Raw genomic sequence first — 17,167 nt, forward strand, 5'->3', positions numbered from 1 at the left:
ATTACTGTTAATTATGTAAAAAATTTACCACTAAAAAATATATATAAATGAAAATAGCTGTTATAGGGACTGGATATGTAGGCCTGGTTACAGGTACTTGTTTGGCAGAAACAGGTAATACGGTAATGTGTGTCGATATAAATCAGGAAAAAGTTGATAAGATGAAGCAGGGTCAGATTCCCATCTATGAACCTGGTCTTGAGACTTTATTTCATCGTAATATTGAGCAGGGAAGGCTGGAATTTACGACCACACTTTCTGATGCCATTGCGGATGCGGAAATAATCTTCCTGGCTCTGCCCACTCCCCCGGGAGCAGATGGTTCTGCCGATTTGAGTTTTGTTCTGGGTGCAGCAAAGGATATTGCCGGACTGGTAACGAGTTATAAGGTTGTTGTCACTAAATCCACAGTTCCGGTAGGTACTGCAGATAAGGTAAAAAAGGTGTTTGCAGAGAACACGGCTGTTGAAATTGATGTTGTTTCTAATCCTGAATTTTTACGCGAGGGAGTAGCAGTAGAAGATTTTATGAAGCCAGACAGAGTTGTTGTCGGCACCAGCAGTGAAAAGGCTCGTAAATTGATGAGCGAATTGTACAACCCTTATGTGCGGTCGGGAAATCCTATAATTTTCATGGATGAGCGTTCTTCTGAACTTACCAAATACGCTGCTAATTCATTCCTGGCCACCAAAATTACTTTTATGAACGAGGTTGCAAATCTATGCGAGCTTGTGGGTGCCGATGTTGATATGGTACGTAAAGGTATTGGATCTGACGCCCGGATCGGTAAACGCTTTCTTTTTCCGGGAGTGGGTTATGGTGGAAGCTGTTTCCCTAAAGATGTTCAGGCACTTGCAAAATCGGCTGCGGAAGTTGATTACGATTTCAGTATTCTTAACTCGGTAATGTCTGTTAACGAAAAGCAGAAAGTCGTTATCGTAGAAAAAATGCGGAAATATTATAAAGGTGAGCTGAAAAATAAGAAGTTTGCACTTTGGGGACTAGCATTTAAACCTGAAACGGATGATATCCGTGAAGCCCCTGCTTTATATATTATTGATGAGTTGCTTAAGGAAGGTGCAACGATAATTGCGTATGATCCTGAAGCTATGGGGCATGTCCAGAAGCTCAAAGGCGACACAGTTGGTTTCGCAAAGGATCCTTATGAAGCGCTTGAGGATGCAGATGCTTTGATCATCGTTACCGAATGGCCTTTGTTCCGTACGCCTGACTTTGATAAAATTGAAAAAAATCTTAAAGCAAAAGTTATTTTTGACGGGCGTAATTTATACGAAATACAAAAAATGATTGACTGCGGGTATTATTATAATAGTATTGGTCGTAAAGTGGTAGAAGCATAATGGAAAGAAAACGTATATTAATAACTGGTGCTGCCGGTTTCCTTGGTTCACATCTTTGTGACAGGTTTATAAAAGAGGATTATCATGTACTTGCCATGGATAATTTGATTACCGGAGATTTACGCAACATTGAGCATCTGTTTAAATTAGAGAACTTTGAGTTCTATAATCACGACGTTTCGAAATTTGTTCATGTTTCCGGGAACCTGGATTATATCCTGCATTTTGCTTCTCCTGCCAGCCCAATAGATTATCTGAAGATACCTATCCAGACTCTTAAAGTGGGTTCATTGGGCATACATAATCTGTTAGGACTTGCCAAAGACAAGAACGCCAGAATTCTGATTGCTTCTACATCTGAAGTATATGGAGATCCGAACGTAAATCCACAGCCTGAAGAATACTGGGGCAATGTAAACCCTGTCGGTCCCCGTGGTGTTTACGACGAGGCTAAACGTTTTCAGGAGGCAATAACTATGGCCTATCATACCTTTCACGGAGTGGAAACCAGGATTGTCCGTATTTTTAATACTTATGGCCCGAGAATGCGGCTAAATGATGGAAGGGTTTTGCCAGCCTTCATCGGACAAGCGATACGCGGAGAGGACCTAACTGTATTTGGAGATGGCTCTCAAACCCGATCTTTCTGCTACGTGGATGATTTGATCGAAGGAATTTATCGCTTGTTGCATTCTGACTATGCTCAGCCTGTAAACATTGGTAATCCGGATGAAATTACAATTCGACAGTTTGGTGAAGAGATTATCAAATTAACCGGAACAAAACAGCCATTAGTAACAAAACCGCTTCCAACCGATGATCCTAAACAACGTCGCCCCGATATTACAAAAGCAAGAGCTTTATTAGGATGGGAGCCAAAAGTTTCACGAGAGGAAGGTCTGAAAATTACCTATGAATACTTTAAATCTCTTCCGAAGGAAGTTATTGAAAAAATAGAACATAAGGATTTTACCAGCTACACAAAATAAAAGATGAGCAAAGTTTTAGTAACCGGAGGTACCGGGTATATAGGTTCGCATACTGTCGTTGAGCTGCAGCAAGCAGGATATCAGGTAGTAATTGTGGACAATCTTGATAATTCAAATATTCAGATTCTTGATCAGATTACTAAAATCACAGGTATTAAGCCGGACTTTCATCAGATCGATTTATGTGATGAAAATCAAACCATCGAACTGATTAAAAATAATCCTGATATTTCCGGAGTTATACACTTTGCAGCTCATAAGGCGGTTGGCGAATCTGTTCAATTGCCCTTAAAGTACTATCGAAATAATTTTTTCTCCCTGATTAATCTTCTTACCGCTTTCGCGGGAAAAGAGGTGAACTTCGTATTTTCTTCTTCCTGTACAGTATATGGTCAGCCAGATGTTTTACCTGTAACAGAGCAGGCTCCGGTTAAAAAGGCTGAATCTCCCTACGGTAATACAAAACAAATTGCTGAAGAGATACTGCTGGAAACTGCTAATGCAAATTCCAATTATAAAGTAATTTCTTTACGCTATTTCAACCCTGTTGGAGCTCATGATTCGGCGCTGATTGGCGAATTACCAATTGGAGTACCTCAAAACCTGGTGCCTTTCATTACTCAGAGTGCGATAGGTAAACGTGGTCCGATCACTGTTTTTGGTAACGATTACAACACTCCTGATGGAAGTTGCGTTCGGGATTATATCCATGTTGTTGATTTAGCAAAAGCTCATATCGCTGCATTGCGCCGTCAGGAGCAAAACAGGATGGATGGCAAATTTGAAATATTTAACATCGGTACGGGCAAAGGAAGCAGTGTATTGGAAGTGATAAGCGCTTTTGAGAAAAGTACAGGATCTAAATTGGAGTATAAAATTGGTCCCCGCCGCGAAGGCGACGTGGAACAGGTTTGGGGCGATGTATCTAGAGCGGAAAAAGAACTAGGCTGGAAAACAGAGTTAGTTTTGGAAGACATGATGAAGTCGGCCTGGGCCTGGGAAAAATATATAAACGAACATCCATTTTAAATAAACCTGCCAAAGGTTCCGAACTTTTGGCAAGGTCTTCTAATTCCTCTAGCTTTATCCTTCCAATTCTTTAAGTGTTGGAAATCTGAAACAAATGATGAAAAAAATATTAATCACCGGCGGAGCCGGATTTATCGGCTCACATGTAATAAGGCGTTTTGTAAAAAGTTATCCTGATTATCAAATAGTTAATTTAGATAAGCTTACATATGCCGGTAACCTTGCAAATCTTAAGGATGTAGAACACTGTCCTAACTATCAATTTATTAAGGGAGATATTGTAGACGCTGACTTTATTGATAATTTATTTTCTCAGGAAGATTTTGAAGGAGTCATTCATTTAGCGGCAGAATCACATGTAGATCGTTCAATTGTGAGTCCCCTTGATTTTGTTATGACCAATGTAGTGGGGACGGTAAACCTTTTAAACGCAGCCCGAAAAAATTGGAAAGGTGATTATGCAAACAGGCGCTTTTATCATGTTTCTACCGATGAAGTTTACGGTACTTTAGGAGAACAAGGCCTTTTTACAGAAGAAACTGCATATGATCCGCATAGTCCTTATTCTGCTTCTAAAGCCAGTTCGGACCATTTTGTGAGAGCTTACCAGGATACTTATGGAATGAATACCGTCATTTCGAACTGTTCTAATAATTATGGTTCTCATCACTTCCCCGAGAAACTTATTCCTTTAGCTATAAATAATATTAAAAACAACAAGCAAGTTCCTGTTTACGGAAAAGGTGAAAATATACGTGACTGGCTTTGGGTCGAAGATCACGCCAGGGCAATTGATGTAATTTTTCACAAAGCTGAAAGTGGCACAACCTATAACGTAGGCGGACATAACGAGTGGAAAAACATAGATCTTATCCGTACATTATGTAAAATAATGGATCGTAAACTTAATCATGAACAAGGTACCTCGGAAAAGCTGATAACATTTGTTACTGATAGGGCAGGGCACGATCTGCGGTATGCAATAGACTCATCAAAATTGCAAAAAGAATTAGGTTGGACACCAAGCCTTCAGTTTGAAGAAGGCCTGGAAAAAACGGTCGAATGGTATCTCTCAAATGAAGATTGGCTTAACGACGTGACTTCAGGTCACTATCAAGCCTATTATGAAGAGCAATACGATAATCGATGAACTTAACCTCAGCGCATCTCTTGTCTTTAAATAAAAAAACCTGCTGGATTCCAGCAGGTTTTTTTATTTACTCAAAACTAAATTATACAGCAAATGAAGTTCCGCAACCACATGTGCTTTTAGCATTAGGATTATTAAATGTAAATCCTCTTGCGTTCAACCCGTCCTGGAACTCAATTTCCATGCCTGCCAAATACAATCCATGTGCTTTATGCATAAATACTGTTATTCCCTCGACCTCAAATTCCTGGTCGCCATCTTTTTTCTGGTCAAAACCTAAAACATAATTCATTCCGGAACAGCCACCACCTTCAACACCAACACGTACTCCGAAATCTTTTCCAAGTTCTTGCTGTTCTCTCAATTTACGAAGCTCTTTTTTTGCTCCCTCAGTAAAAGAAACCGGTATAACTGAAATACTTGTCTCCATGCTCATTTCTTTTTATTTAATATGCAAATATAGGTGAAAATGCACACTTTTGCTTTAAGTCGTATTGATATTGACCTTTAATTAACAATTGTTTAAATGGACTCCCTAACGTATTTTGTTGTAGATGTAGTAAAGTTTGTATTGGCTGGCAGCCTTGTATTTTATATAGCCTGGCAAATTATTAAATCAGAGACGGATAAGATTAATCAATCAAAACTAGTGGAACTTAAAAAAGCTTCTTTAGAAACCACTCTGCCACTACGTTTGCAGGCATACGAACGCCTGGCACTTTTTATTGAACGTATTAATCCATCAAATATGCTGGTGAGGGTGCACGTTGCCGGGACAACAGTACGAGAGATTCAACAATTCCTCATCGCAGAAATTCGTACAGAGCATCAACATAATATCACTCAGCAACTATATGTAAGTTCTCAGGCATGGTCAGTTGTGAACCGGATTAAAGAAGATACCATAAGTTTAATTAATAATACAGCAGCGGGTTTATCTCCCGAAGCATCTTCTCTGGAATTAAGTAAAGTTATTTTAACTCATTTGGCCGGCCTGGAAGAAAATCCTTATGAAGCAGGTCTGATGTTATTGAAGCATGACATGCAACATTTCTTCTAAACCTTCGGTTATGGTAGTAGAGCTATCCTTTAATTGATTATGAAACGTAAAACCACATCTGGCATAGAAATAAAGGAAGTTTACACAGAGCCTAAGGAAATAAAAGAACAGCCTGGCGAATTCCCTTTTACCCGTGGCATTCGGAAAGACATGTACCGCGGAAGGTTGTGGACAATGCGGCAATACGCCGGGTTCTCGACCGCACAGGAGTCTAACAGAAGATATCATTACTTGTTAGCCCAGGGCACTACCGGCTTGTCGGTTGCATTTGATCTGCCCACTCAGATCGGTTATGATTCTGATCATCCTTTATCGGAAGGCGAGGTTGGGAAAGTGGGAGTATCTATAGATTCCTTAAAGGATATGGAAGAGTTGTTTGAAGGTATTGAGCTGGAGAGCATTACAACATCCATGACAATCAATGCGACTGCTCCGATTTTATTGTCAATGTATATCGCCCTGGCAAAGCAGCAGAATGCAGATCTTAAAAAAATTTCCGGAACGGTTCAAAATGATATTTTAAAAGAATATGCCGCCCGGGGGACTTATATATATCCTCCTAAGCCTTCGATGCGGTTAATTACCGATATTTTTGAGTATTGCAGCGAAGAAGTACCAAAATTCAATACAATATCAATTTCAGGATATCATATCCGCGAGGCAGGATCGACCGCAGTTCAGGAACTGGCTTTTACCTTGGCAAATGGTAAAGCTTATTTAAAAGCAGCCATGGATAAAGGTTTAGATATAAATATTTTTGCAAAACGTTTGTCTTTTTTCTTTAATTGCCATAATAATTTTTTCGAGGAAATTGCAAAATTCAGAGCAGCTAGGCGAATGTGGGCCAAGCTCACAAAAGAACTCGGAGCTACTCAGGAACAGGCGCAAATGCTACGGTTTCATACACAGACGGGCGGCTCTACCTTAACAGCTCAGCAGCCTTTAAATAATATCGTCAGGGTTACCACGCAAGCTTTAGCAGCCGTCTTAGGAGGCACTCAGTCTTTACATACAAACGGGTATGATGAAGCCTTTTCCCTGCCCACAGAAGAAGCTGCAAAACTGGCTTTACGTACACAGCAAATTATAGCGTTCGAATCGGGGGTTACAGATACTGCAGATCCGTTGGCCGGGTCATATTTTATTGAGGCACTGACCGAGGAACTTGAAACTTCAGCCTGGAAATACATTGAGAAGATTGATTCAATGGGTGGAGCAGTAGCTGCGATTGAAGCTGGGTATATCCAAAATGAAATAGCAAGATCTGCATATGAATATCAAAACTCTGTCGAAGATGGATCTCAGAAAATTGTGGGTGTAAATTGCTATTCCGAATCTGAGGTTCCTGATTTTGAACTTTTGAAGGTTAGTGATTCCATTCGCGATTTGCAAACTGAAAAGCTGCAGCATCTTAAATCTGTCAGAGATAATGAAATTGTCAGGCAGGCTTTGGATATTTTGAAATTTCATAGTAAAAGCAAAGAAAATCTTATCCCCTATATCATACATGCCGTAGAAGCATATGCCACATTAGGGGAAATCTCTGATATATTGAGAGAGGAGTTCGGAGAATACTGAAATATTAAAAAAGATATTCTGATCGTGCTTTAATAAAGATGCGATATAAAATATCATAATTAAACGTTATCGATAAGAGAATTGCAAAAAATACTCCCTATATTGACCTCTCAATTGGGGGGCATATCAACACCTTTAATCCTCATTTGTTTCTATTATAGTTTAGAAACTTGGGAATTACAGATGTTCATCATGGGTATGCGTGCAGAAACTCGGTAGTTTAAATTTCGCGCTCGAAAAGAGATAGAAGAGGAAAGTACACTTACTCTTCTGCCACTGAGACTATTAAAAGTTATTTTAAAATTTAGTTTTTTAAGAAGAAAATTATTAGAATATTCGATGTTCCAAACCCGGCAGTTTTTGCGTTTTGCCGAGGGTTGTAAATCAGATTATTAAGTTAAAATATGGAACAAACTTGTACAAATGTATGGAGCAACTGCCTGCAAATAATAAAGGACAACATCCCTACACAGAGTTTCAAGACTTGGTTTGAACCAATCAAGGCTTTGCGACTGGAAGGTAATGTGCTAACCATACAGGTACCCAGTTTATTCTTTTACGAATGGCTCGAAGAGCATTATGTAGGCCTCCTGCGTAAAACTGTAAAGAAGCAGTTAGGTGAAGAAGGACGTTTGGAGTACAATATAGTTGTTGAAAAATCATCAAATAATAAGCCCTATACAACGAATATGCCCTCAAATGGCAACGGTTCTGATGCTAAAAAGCAATCAATGCCAATGCCTGTCGCATTAAATAAGGATATTAAAAACCCTTTTGTAATTCCCGGATTAAAAAAACTTCAGGTAGATCCTCAACTAAATCAGAATTACAGTTTTGAAAACTTTATTGAAGGTGATTGTAACAGACTTGCCCGTTCTGCAGGTTTTGCTGTAGCCGGAAAGCCGGGCGGTACATCCTTCAATCCTCTGATGCTTTATGGTGGTGTTGGATTAGGAAAAACTCACCTTGCCCAGGCTATCGGAAATGAAATTAAACGTTCTCATCCCGATAAATTAGTTATTTATGTGTCCTGCGAAAAGTTCTGTCAGCAGTTTGTTGATTCATTGAAGAATAATACCATCAATGATTTTGTGAACTTCTATCAGGCAATGGACGTTATTATTATGGATGATGTTCACAATTTTTCAGGTAAGGAAAAAACTCAGGATATATTCTTCCATATCTTCAACCATTTACATCAATCAGGAAAGCAGGTTATTTTAACATCTGATAAAGCTCCAAAGGATTTAGCTGGTTTAGAAGAGAGATTGCTGAGCAGATTTAAATGGGGACTTTCTGCTGATTTGCAGGTACCCGATTTAGAAACCAGAATGGCTATTCTGAAAATGAAAATGTACACAGATGGCATTGAGCTTCCAGGTGAAGTGATAGAATATGTTGCTCATAACATTGATAATAACGTACGGGAGCTTGAAGGAGCAATGGTTTCTTTATTAGCGCAGTCCACTCTTAATAAGAAGGAGATTGATTTAGGTTTAGCCAAGTCAATGCTAAAGAATTTTATTAAGAACACTTCGAAAGAGATCTCTATGGAGTATATTCAGAAATTAGTTTGTGAGTACTTTGAAGTGCCTATTGAAATGGTGAAATCTAAGACTCGTAAACGTGAGATTGTACAGGCCCGTCAAATTTCTATGTACTTGTCTAAGAGTCACACTAAAACCTCTTTGAAGTCTATAGGTGCATTTTTCGGAGGCCGGGATCATTCTACTGTTATTTATGCTTGTCAAACAGTTGAAGATTTAATCGACACTGATAAAAAGTTTAAGGCGTATGTTCAAGATATTCAGAAAAAATTAAAGATGAGCTAGTCCTAATGTTTGTCTGAAAAAAGGTATTGCTATTATTAGCAGTACCTTTTTTTTTATACCAGGATTTATAATAATTCGCTTACGTGTTTACGAATGTTATGACAAATTTGATCAATTGGAAGATCATCTGCATCAGTACCAAAAGGGTTTTCAATTTCCTCGGCAATTAATTCCAGGCTGGCGAATGCATACAGAATAAATATGATAACAGGAATTATAAAATAACCGAGGTTATTTACCCAGCCAAAAGGCAATGTGATAACATAAAAAAAGATAAACTTTTTTATAAATACACTATAGGTATAAGGAATCGGAGTGTTCTTAATCCGCTCACATGCCCCACATACGTCCGTGAAAGTTTTAAGCTCTTCATTTAACATTAACATTTGTTCTCCGGAAATTTTATTTTCATGATGAAGATTCGATAATCTCTCAAATATTTTGGAAGCGATTTGATTCGGAAGATGATGATCTTTCTTTAAATCTAAAACAGGATCAAGTTCATGAAAATCTTCGTTCTCCCGTAAATGATTTTTTAACGCAAAAGCATAGTTTGGGATCATTAATCTAAAGAAGCTTTTATTTCCTTCGTCTTTTATATAAGCATGCAATTTTATAGCAAGGCTGCGGCTTACGTTTGTCAACGTCCCCCAAAGTTTCCTTCCTTCCCACCATCTGTCATAAGCAGTATTAGTTCTAAAAACCAGCAGTAAAGAAATTACAAAGCCAAGTACACCATGCATTACACCAATATTATTTAGTTGATGCTCTTTTGCGAGTTGAAATACTTCTAACTCCAGGTAAGCGATGGCCCCGGAATATACAGATACAACCAGCATTAATGGCATTAACTTTCTGAAAGTATCAACTTTATTAAACTTAAATATAAATGGAAACCAGACCTTGGGATTGTAATTGATCATTATTTTATCTATAACTAATTATTTCAACAGTATCGTTTACGCTGATCTTACCTTCATTCATGGCAATCAGGTTTTGGCCAAACATTACTTTGTTGTTAATTGTACGATATTTAGCAAGAGTGTAAAGGGGTTCCTTTCCTTTAATTCCAGTGTCCTGATCAACAGTGGTGAGAATACAACGGGAACAAGGTTTGGCAACCTTGAAATAAATATTGCCAATTTTAATTTCCGACCATAAATCTTCTTCATAGGCCTTAGTTCCTGAAATAACAAGGTTCGGTCGAAATCGGTCCATACCTACAGGTTCAGTTAATCGGGTATTGAGATCATCCAGAGAAGCCTGGCATATTAACATATATGGAAACGCGTCAGCAAAGCTTAATTGTTCATTATTCATCGCGAAGCGTTTATCAACCGCTCTTAAACCATTCTCTGGCATATAAACCAGCTTGCATGGCTTTCCCAGAAATTTAGAGAACCATAAATCCAAATTTTCATTAAGATGATTGACAATGGTTGTATCATCCCAAATGGAAACTTTAAGAGTTGTGTCTGATAATTGATTAATGGCTATTTCCGTTCCCTGGTCCGGAAAGATTTTATTGGATATGTATATTTTGTCTGGAGAAATTTCAGTTCTTAAAAGAGCAAGTTTATGTTCTACCCGTTGAGTTATAAACTTTCCCATTTCATCTACCAGCATCCATCTCCTGTCAAATTTAAAGCCTCTTTGTAAAGCTGTTTCATTTGTTCTCCTGATTCCGCCTAAAGATTTTATTGGATAAATGTAGATATCCTGTAATTGCATGCTAAGATTTTCGTTCGTATTTCCAGTTTAGGCTTTTTCCTTCATTTAACCATTCTAGGGTTGTGGATATTCGCTTATTCCGGGTTGCATCTGTTTTAGCCTCTTCAATCCAGGAAATATATTCTTTACGGTGCGAATTGCTAAGCTTTTCGAAATGAGTCCTGGCATCAGCGTGATCATTTAATGTTTTCTGAAAGTAGTCAGGGATATTAACGGTATGAACCGGCCCAGCTTTTTTGGGTAATTTTATACCTTTTTCATTTAATGAAATCGCTTCTAAGATATATGCTGTAATAATTTCATCTGAGGGAAGACTTGCAATTGATTTTATACGTCCAAATTGTCCCATCGATTCTTTAGATTCTTTTTTTAAGATAGAATAAGGATCTGATAACAATGAGCTTTTCCAAAAACCAAATGCACAATGTTCTTTAAAAGATGCCATACTGCAAATTGTTCCTTTATAGTCGAAATGCGGGAACCCCCATTTTATAGTCTCCCGCATTTCAGAAGACGCACGATGAATTAATTTTCTGAGATGAATTAAAATGGGTTTTGCGAAATCGGCCGATTTTTCAATGTACGTGTCGATGCGGGGATCATATTGTTCCATGCCGGGTTTTCTAACGAAGGTATTGAATAAGAGAAGATCAACAAAATTAACCGATTTTATTCAAATGAATCAGAGCATAAAATATAGCGCTTGCATGTAAAGCCTGTGGAAATTGGTTATCTAGAGCCATTTTTTTAAACTTATCCAGGCTAACTGTAAACACTTCAATTTCTTCCCTGCCATCCAGATGCTGATCCTGAACCTTTTTTCCACCTTTTGCCAGGTAGCTGGTTGTTATATTTCCGGAAGTGGAAGGATTCGCATACAATGTGCAGAGTTCCTCAAATGACTCAAACTGATATCCTGTCTCTTCTAATAACTCTCTTACAACAGCTTGTGCGGGGTTTTCGCCGGGGTCTATGCAACCTCCCGGAAGTTCGAGAATTACTTCCTCGGCCGCATGGCGATATTGTCTGATCAAAATAACTTCATTATCTTCCGTGAGAGCAATCGCATTCACCCAGCCCGGATATTCTAAAACATAGTAGTCATCGATAAGAGTTCCATTGGGCATTTTACAGGTATCAACTCTAAGTGTTGCCCATTGCTCCTTAACCAGATATCTTGAAGATAGCTTTTCCCACTTCAAATTACTCATATTGTTCGTTGTTTAAAAAATTATCAATCATCTCTCTTCTGCTGAGATTTTCAAATGATTGCTGATGATATTCTGTTTCCAGAAGATGTAAAACTAAGGCAACTTTATGCATTACTGCAACACACTCTTCAGTATCCTGAAAAGGATAAGAACTTTCAAAAAGAATTTGTGCCAGTGCATTTAACTTTTCAGCCGAATAGTTTCTGCTTTTTAATTCAGTTTCAAATTCCTCAACTGATCCCTGCTCTATAAGCTTTTGATCAAATCCGAAATTTTCAGAAAGCGACTGATCACTAATCTCGATTGCCTCATCAAGTTTTCCTTCATTTTTCAGACCAATAATCTTTGCAATAACCTGGGCAAGTTTTTGTATTTCCGCTTCTATAAAGTCTTTTCTTATCATATTAATTTATAAGTAGTTTAATCATTCATATATTTTACCAGCTTCCACTCGATCCGCCGCCACCAAAGCTGCCGCCGCCAAAACCACCGAAGCCTCCTCCGCCTCCCCCGCCAAATCCACCACCACTTCCGAAGCCACCACCACTTCCAAAATTACCGCCGCCCCGGCTTCCCATGCCAGACATTAGTGACCACCAGAATAAGTTAGAACCTCCACGGCTTCCAATAATTTGCCCGCCATTACCGCCACCACCTTTTTTTGAAATAATTACGATAATTATAATGAAAAGTATAATTAATCCCACAGGAAACTTACCGGAACTTTTTGATTTTTTAGCCGGAGCATCATTTTTATATTCTCCCTTGGTATAGGCGATTATTGCATCAGTAGCTTTGTCTAATCCGGCAAAATAATTGCCTTCAGCAAAGCTCGGTTTAATTTCGTTTTCAATAATTCGTTTAGTGATTGCATCCGGTAAAGCTCCTTCAACTCCATAACCGGTTTGAATGGTTACTTTCCTGTCTTTTAGGGCAGCTAGCAGAACTACACCGTTATTTTTGCCTTTCTGACCAACACCCCAACTTTCTGCAAGTCGTGCAGTATAATCCGCAATGTCATAAACTCCAACCGATTGAATAAGTACAACTGCAATTTGGGTCGAACTTGAATCATTGAATGCAATCAGCTTTTGCTCAAGCTGGTAAACCTGGTCCTGCGAAAGTGTACTGGTATAATCATTAACCAGCCGGTTCGGCTTTGCCGGAAACTCCTGACCGATACTTTTAAAACAGGCTGCAAGAAGAATAAGAATAAGAAAACTAAGGTTTTTGAATGTCATTTTAATTGATCTCAGAATCGGGATTGAATGTTGAGTTTTGCATTACATATAGGATATGTCGTCAGATAATTCATTTTTATCTCCATCGGTGTATGGAAAAAATTGCTTAAGCTCGTGTCCGGCCATTGCTATTCCTGTTATCAGGCCCTCTACCAGCTCTCCAGCTTTAAAATGATTAAGCATGGCTTCTTTAGTCGTGTCCCAGAAATCATGAGGTACTACTTTGTTAATTCCGGCATCTCCGATAATTGCAAATTTATGGTCTTCGGTAGCTATATATATTAATACTCCATTGCGAAGAATCGTTTTATCCATGCCGATTTTATGGAAATAATTTGCTGCCCTGTCTAAAGGATCCTCTTTACAATGCTTTTCGGCACTAATCCGGATTTCTCCTGAAGTATGACTTTCCGCAGCTTCTATCGCCTGACGGATTCGTTCCTGATCTTTATCTGTAAATAATGCCATTAGTTTTATGAACCTGTTTGGTTATTCCTTTTATTCAGCGCGATCATCTAAACAGTTTAATATCTTAAACGGCGCAATCTTAATTTTTCTGTGTAATCCATACGTTAAAATTCAACTTTAGGCGCTTTTTGAGAGGCAGCATCCGCTTCGAAATACCCTTTCTTTTCAAATCCAAACATAGAAGCCGTTAAATTATTCGGGAAGGTTCGGATTTTGGAGTTATAAACCTGAGTAACCTCATTGAATTTTTGTCGCTCCACTGTTATCCGGTTTTCTGTACCTTCTAACTGTGCTTGTAATTCTAAAAAGTTTTGATTCGCTTTTAATTGAGGATAATTTTCAGTAACCATCATCAGTCTTCCCAGTGCTGCTCCCAATTGACCTTGCGCCTGGTTAAATTTTTCTATGGCTTCAGGAGTTAATTTAGATGGGTCGATTTTTACCTGGGTGGCACTTGCCCTGGCCTCCATAACGGCTGTAAGTGTTTCTTTTTCGAAGTTTGCTGCCCCCTTAACGGATGCAACCAAATTAGGTATTAAATCCGCTCTTCGCTGATATACGTTTTGAACCTGAGCCCATTGCGATTGAACCTGCTCATCAAGGTCAACCATGGTATTATAGCCGCATGATGAAAAAGACAGAAGTGCTATTAAAGCTGAAAAAGTAAAAATGAATTTTCTCATTGAGTAAAGGGTTATTTGTTTCATATAATTTATAGATATCAAATTTTATTCCTGTTTTTTTTATAACATCTAAATCGACATTATGTCAGTAAAGATAATCAGTTAAATATTGTTTTGGTTCCGGAAATAAATGTTTCATATCCAGGCAAAATTTTTTTCAAACTTTTATAGAAAAGATTCTTCTCGTTTATGAAAGTAAAATAAGTGTTAACCAGATGTCCTCCCCTTTGAAATCTTATTATAATTTTGCAGAATCCAGGATAAAAACCCGGCCCCTCTAATGATAAAAGAAATTGAAATTGTTTTACTTCCGTCCGAAGCTGCGGATCAAATCATAATCCACGAAAAGGCAGCCATTGCTCTGAAAATACTGCCTGAAAAAATTAAGGAAGTAAAGATTCTTAAAAGGTCCATTGATGCTCGCAGCAGGCAAGTAGTATACCGACTTAAAATTAATGTATATATTGATGAGAGTCCGGTGCCCGAGATTTTTTCTATCAATTACCCAAAGGTAGAGCATAAACAGCCCGTGCTAATTGTGGGGGCAGGGCCTGCCGGCTTATTTTCTGCATTAAGATGTATAGAGCTTGGATTAAGGCCCATCGTTTTAGAACGGGGTAAAGACGTTAAACAACGTCGGCGGGATTTGGCCGCTATTAATAAAGAGGGGATAATTAATCCTGAATCTAATTATTGTTATGGAGAGGGTGGTGCGGGAACCTATTCCGACGGGAAATTATATACCCGATCCAATAAACGGGGCGATATTCAGTATGTGCTGAAAACTTTGGTAGCTCATGGAGCTACTCCTGATATTTTAGTTGATGCACGTCCCCACATAGGCACTAATAAGCTTCCTCAGATTATCACGGCTATCCGGCAAAGCATTTTAAATGCAGGCGGCGAGGTGCATTTTGATTGCAAAGTCGAAGATTTTATAATTAAAGCCCAAGAAGTAAACGGTGTTAGAACCTCTGTTGGAGAAATCACTGATATTAAAAACCTAATTCTCGCTACGGGGCATTCTGCAAGAGATATTTATTATCTTCTTCAAAAACATAATATATTAATTGAAGCTAAACCTTTTGCTTTAGGGGTTAGAATAGAACATCCGCAGGAAATAATCGATAAGGCACAATATCACTGTGAAATTCGCGATCCTTATTTGCCGCCCTCGTCATACAGTTTTGTAGAGCAAATAGAAAACAGGGGGGTGTTTTCATTTTGCATGTGTCCCGGGGGGATCATCGCACCGTGCGCTACAGACTTTAATGAAATAGTGGTGAATGGATGGTCGCCTTCGAAACGAAATAACCCGTATGCAAATTCAGGCACAGTTGTGCAGGTTAATTTGGAAGATGTACCTGGTTCATCCGAAACTCCTTTTAATTTATTAGAATTTCAGGCTCAGATAGAGCACGCTGCTTACCGGGCAGGAGGAGGAAATCTGGTGGCTCCCGCTCAGCGGATGATAGATTTTGTCGAAGGCAGGCTTTCTGCTGATCTTCCAGCGAATTCATATTTGCCTGGAACCCGGTCAAGTTCTTTAGAAGAAGTGCTTCCCGGTTTTATCTATTCACGATTGCAAAAAGCACTGCCCCAATTCGGAAAAAAAATGAAAGGGTATTATACAAATGAGGCAATTCTTGTCGGCGTCGAATCCAGAACATCCTCTCCGGTGCGAATACCCAGAAATAAAGACACTTTTCAACACCCTGACATCAAAGGGTTATTTCCCTGTGCTGAAGGAGCCGGTTATGCCGGTGGTATCGTTTCTGCCGCTATAGATGGCATGAATTGTGCAGAAGCAGTAATAAGAAACCTGTAAAAATATTTTTAGATGAAACCACCATGAGCTCACCGCTCACACACAGAATGAAAAAAGCTCATGCAAGCTTCATCCCATTAAAAAACCAATTCAAATGAAAAAAACAATTGTTCTGGGCGCAACTCCAGATTCTAGTAGATATGCATTTTTAGCATCGAATAAGCTGGCAAGATATGGTCACGAAATTATTAATGTAGGAATTAAACGGGGTGAAGTAGCTGGCGTGCCTATAGAAAAGCCCGAGCTTATTCATTCTGACGTTGATACAATAACATTATATGTTGGCCCTCATAATCAGAAAACTTTATACGATTATGTTTTAAATATAAATCCGAAGCGAATAATATTTAATCCTGGTACAGAAAATCCCGAACTTCAGTCTTTGGCAGAACAAAAGGGTATACAAACAGTAATGGGATGTACATTGGTAATGCTTTCCACTGGTGAGTATTAATGGAAGTTTGACTTTTTTTTAAATTTGAAATCAAAGGGCGGTGGCTATTTTGTTGCAGCCCTGCTTTTCACTATAGCCTTCCCCCGCTCCACCCTTACAGGCTGTCGTTGCAATCAGGTTTATTTTTGACATATGCGTTTTCATCTGACCTTGGATGATGTATTTTTTAAAAATGCATACCTTCAAGTTTGTCTGCGATTAAATGAAGTGTTTTCTCACTAACTACCTTCCAGTTTTTACAGATATACAGGAAGCCACGGGCGTCGGGCTCAAAACTTGCTACTATTTTATTATTACTATAGATTTCAAACTTACATCTGATATCATCACTGTGAGCATAATCTATAATTTCAAAATTCTTCGGGCTACCGTCATTAATTACTTCAATTGAAAAACTTTCCATGCTGTAGTATTATTATTGGTTTAATGTCTGCATGCTTAACGTGACCTTGATCTTTATATTTTTTCAGCTCTCTTTATTTAAGCGATATTGTTAGCCGATAAATAGTGCGTTTTAAATCTTTTAATGATTTGTCAAAATCTCAAAAACAT

Annotated in this window: 19 protein-coding genes; 9 read left to right on the top strand and 10 right to left on the bottom strand. The window is 38.5% G+C overall.

Going from position 1 to position 17,167, the window contains the following annotated elements:
* The first annotated feature begins 47 nt into the window (after window positions 1–47).
* From WG906_RS15810 to rfbB, 4 genes are all read left to right on the top strand, one after another.
* The gene (locus WG906_RS15810) at window positions 48–1,361 is read left to right on the top strand and encodes a UDP-glucose dehydrogenase family protein (RefSeq protein ID WP_339993805.1); all 1,314 of its coding nucleotides are present in this window, start codon (window positions 48–50) and stop codon (window positions 1,359–1,361) included.
* A complete protein-coding gene (locus tag WG906_RS15815; protein ID WP_339993806.1) occupies window positions 1,361–2,350 on the top strand; it encodes a UDP-glucuronic acid decarboxylase family protein in 990 nt (329 codons plus the stop codon). Before WG906_RS15810 ends, WG906_RS15815 begins: the two co-directional genes overlap by 1 nt.
* A 3-nt stretch (window positions 2,351–2,353) precedes the next feature.
* Window positions 2,354–3,379 carry a UDP-glucose 4-epimerase GalE gene (gene galE, locus WG906_RS15820; RefSeq protein WP_339993807.1) on the top strand — a complete coding sequence of 342 codons (1,026 nt, stop codon included), beginning with the start codon at window positions 2,354–2,356 and terminating at the stop codon, window positions 3,377–3,379.
* A 97-nt stretch (window positions 3,380–3,476) separates the two neighbouring features.
* On the top strand, window positions 3,477–4,529 hold the full coding sequence (gene rfbB, locus WG906_RS15825; protein WP_339993829.1) for a dTDP-glucose 4,6-dehydratase: 1,053 nt from the start codon (window positions 3,477–3,479) through the stop codon (window positions 4,527–4,529).
* An 82-nt stretch (window positions 4,530–4,611) separates the two neighbouring features.
* Here rfbB and WG906_RS15830 read toward each other — a convergent pair whose 3' ends face one another.
* Window positions 4,612–4,965, bottom strand: a complete 354-nt coding sequence (locus tag WG906_RS15830) for a HesB/IscA family protein (protein WP_339993808.1) — start codon at window positions 4,963–4,965, stop codon at window positions 4,612–4,614.
* 90 nt (window positions 4,966–5,055) lie between these two features.
* On the opposite strand from WG906_RS15830, the gene WG906_RS15835 reads away from it, so the two are divergent.
* From WG906_RS15835 to dnaA, 3 genes are all read left to right on the top strand, one after another.
* Window positions 5,056–5,589 carry a DUF7935 family protein gene (locus WG906_RS15835; RefSeq protein WP_339993809.1) on the top strand — a complete coding sequence of 178 codons (534 nt, stop codon included), beginning with the start codon at window positions 5,056–5,058 and terminating at the stop codon, window positions 5,587–5,589.
* A gap of 39 nt (window positions 5,590–5,628) precedes the next feature.
* Window positions 5,629–7,167 carry an acyl-CoA mutase large subunit family protein gene (locus WG906_RS15840; protein ID WP_339993810.1) on the top strand — a complete coding sequence of 513 codons (1,539 nt, stop codon included), beginning with the start codon at window positions 5,629–5,631 and terminating at the stop codon, window positions 7,165–7,167.
* A gap of 404 nt (window positions 7,168–7,571) precedes the next feature.
* Window positions 7,572–8,999, top strand: coding sequence for a chromosomal replication initiator protein DnaA (dnaA, locus tag WG906_RS15845; RefSeq protein WP_339993811.1), 1,428 nt, complete (start codon window positions 7,572–7,574; stop codon window positions 8,997–8,999).
* Between the two features lie 65 nt (window positions 9,000–9,064).
* Here the strand turns inward: dnaA and WG906_RS15850 are convergent, their stop codons facing one another.
* The 8 genes from WG906_RS15850 to WG906_RS15885 form a co-directional block, all read right to left on the bottom strand.
* Window positions 9,065–9,922 carry a bestrophin family protein gene (locus WG906_RS15850; protein ID WP_339993812.1) on the bottom strand — a complete coding sequence of 286 codons (858 nt, stop codon included), beginning with the start codon at window positions 9,920–9,922 and terminating at the stop codon, window positions 9,065–9,067.
* A gap of 4 nt (window positions 9,923–9,926) precedes the next feature.
* Window positions 9,927–10,730 (bottom strand): MOSC domain-containing protein, encoded by an 804-nt coding sequence (locus tag WG906_RS15855; RefSeq protein ID WP_339993813.1) that lies wholly within the window; start codon window positions 10,728–10,730, stop codon window positions 9,927–9,929.
* 1 nt (window position 10,731) lies between these two features.
* The gene (locus WG906_RS15860) at window positions 10,732–11,343 is read right to left on the bottom strand and encodes a YdeI/OmpD-associated family protein (RefSeq protein ID WP_339993814.1); all 612 of its coding nucleotides are present in this window, start codon (window positions 11,341–11,343) and stop codon (window positions 10,732–10,734) included.
* A 46-nt stretch (window positions 11,344–11,389) separates the two neighbouring features.
* Entirely contained in the window at window positions 11,390–11,941 is a 552-nt protein-coding gene (locus WG906_RS15865; RefSeq protein ID WP_339993815.1) for an NUDIX hydrolase, read from the bottom strand.
* The gene (locus WG906_RS15870) at window positions 11,934–12,344 is read right to left on the bottom strand and encodes a hypothetical protein (protein ID WP_339993816.1); all 411 of its coding nucleotides are present in this window, start codon (window positions 12,342–12,344) and stop codon (window positions 11,934–11,936) included. Before WG906_RS15870 ends, WG906_RS15865 begins: the two co-directional genes overlap by 8 nt.
* 34 nt (window positions 12,345–12,378) lie before the next feature.
* Window positions 12,379–13,182, bottom strand: a complete 804-nt coding sequence (locus WG906_RS15875) for a TPM domain-containing protein (protein ID WP_339993817.1) — start codon at window positions 13,180–13,182, stop codon at window positions 12,379–12,381.
* Between the two features lie 42 nt (window positions 13,183–13,224).
* The gene (locus WG906_RS15880; RefSeq protein ID WP_339993818.1) at window positions 13,225–13,650 is read right to left on the bottom strand and encodes a TPM domain-containing protein; all 426 of its coding nucleotides are present in this window, start codon (window positions 13,648–13,650) and stop codon (window positions 13,225–13,227) included.
* A gap of 104 nt (window positions 13,651–13,754) precedes the next feature.
* Window positions 13,755–14,333, bottom strand: a complete 579-nt coding sequence (locus WG906_RS15885; RefSeq protein WP_339993819.1) for a LemA family protein — start codon at window positions 14,331–14,333, stop codon at window positions 13,755–13,757.
* A 280-nt stretch (window positions 14,334–14,613) separates the two neighbouring features.
* On the opposite strand from WG906_RS15885, the gene WG906_RS15890 reads away from it, so the two are divergent.
* Window positions 14,614–16,161 (top strand): NAD(P)/FAD-dependent oxidoreductase, encoded by a 1,548-nt coding sequence (locus WG906_RS15890; protein ID WP_339993820.1) that lies wholly within the window; start codon window positions 14,614–14,616, stop codon window positions 16,159–16,161.
* Window positions 16,162–16,255: 94 nt separating this feature from the next.
* Window positions 16,256–16,615, top strand: a complete 360-nt coding sequence (locus WG906_RS15895; protein ID WP_339993821.1) for a CoA-binding protein — start codon at window positions 16,256–16,258, stop codon at window positions 16,613–16,615.
* Between the two features lie 166 nt (window positions 16,616–16,781).
* On the opposite strand, the gene WG906_RS15900 is transcribed toward WG906_RS15895, so the two are convergent.
* Window positions 16,782–17,018 (bottom strand): hypothetical protein, encoded by a 237-nt coding sequence (locus WG906_RS15900; RefSeq protein ID WP_339993822.1) that lies wholly within the window; start codon window positions 17,016–17,018, stop codon window positions 16,782–16,784.
* Window positions 17,019–17,167: the final 149 nt, after the last annotated feature.

The sequence above is a fragment of the Pedobacter superstes genome, from assembly GCF_037622515.1.
Taxonomy (GTDB): Bacteria; Bacteroidota; Bacteroidia; order Sphingobacteriales; family Sphingobacteriaceae; genus Paradesertivirga; species Paradesertivirga superstes.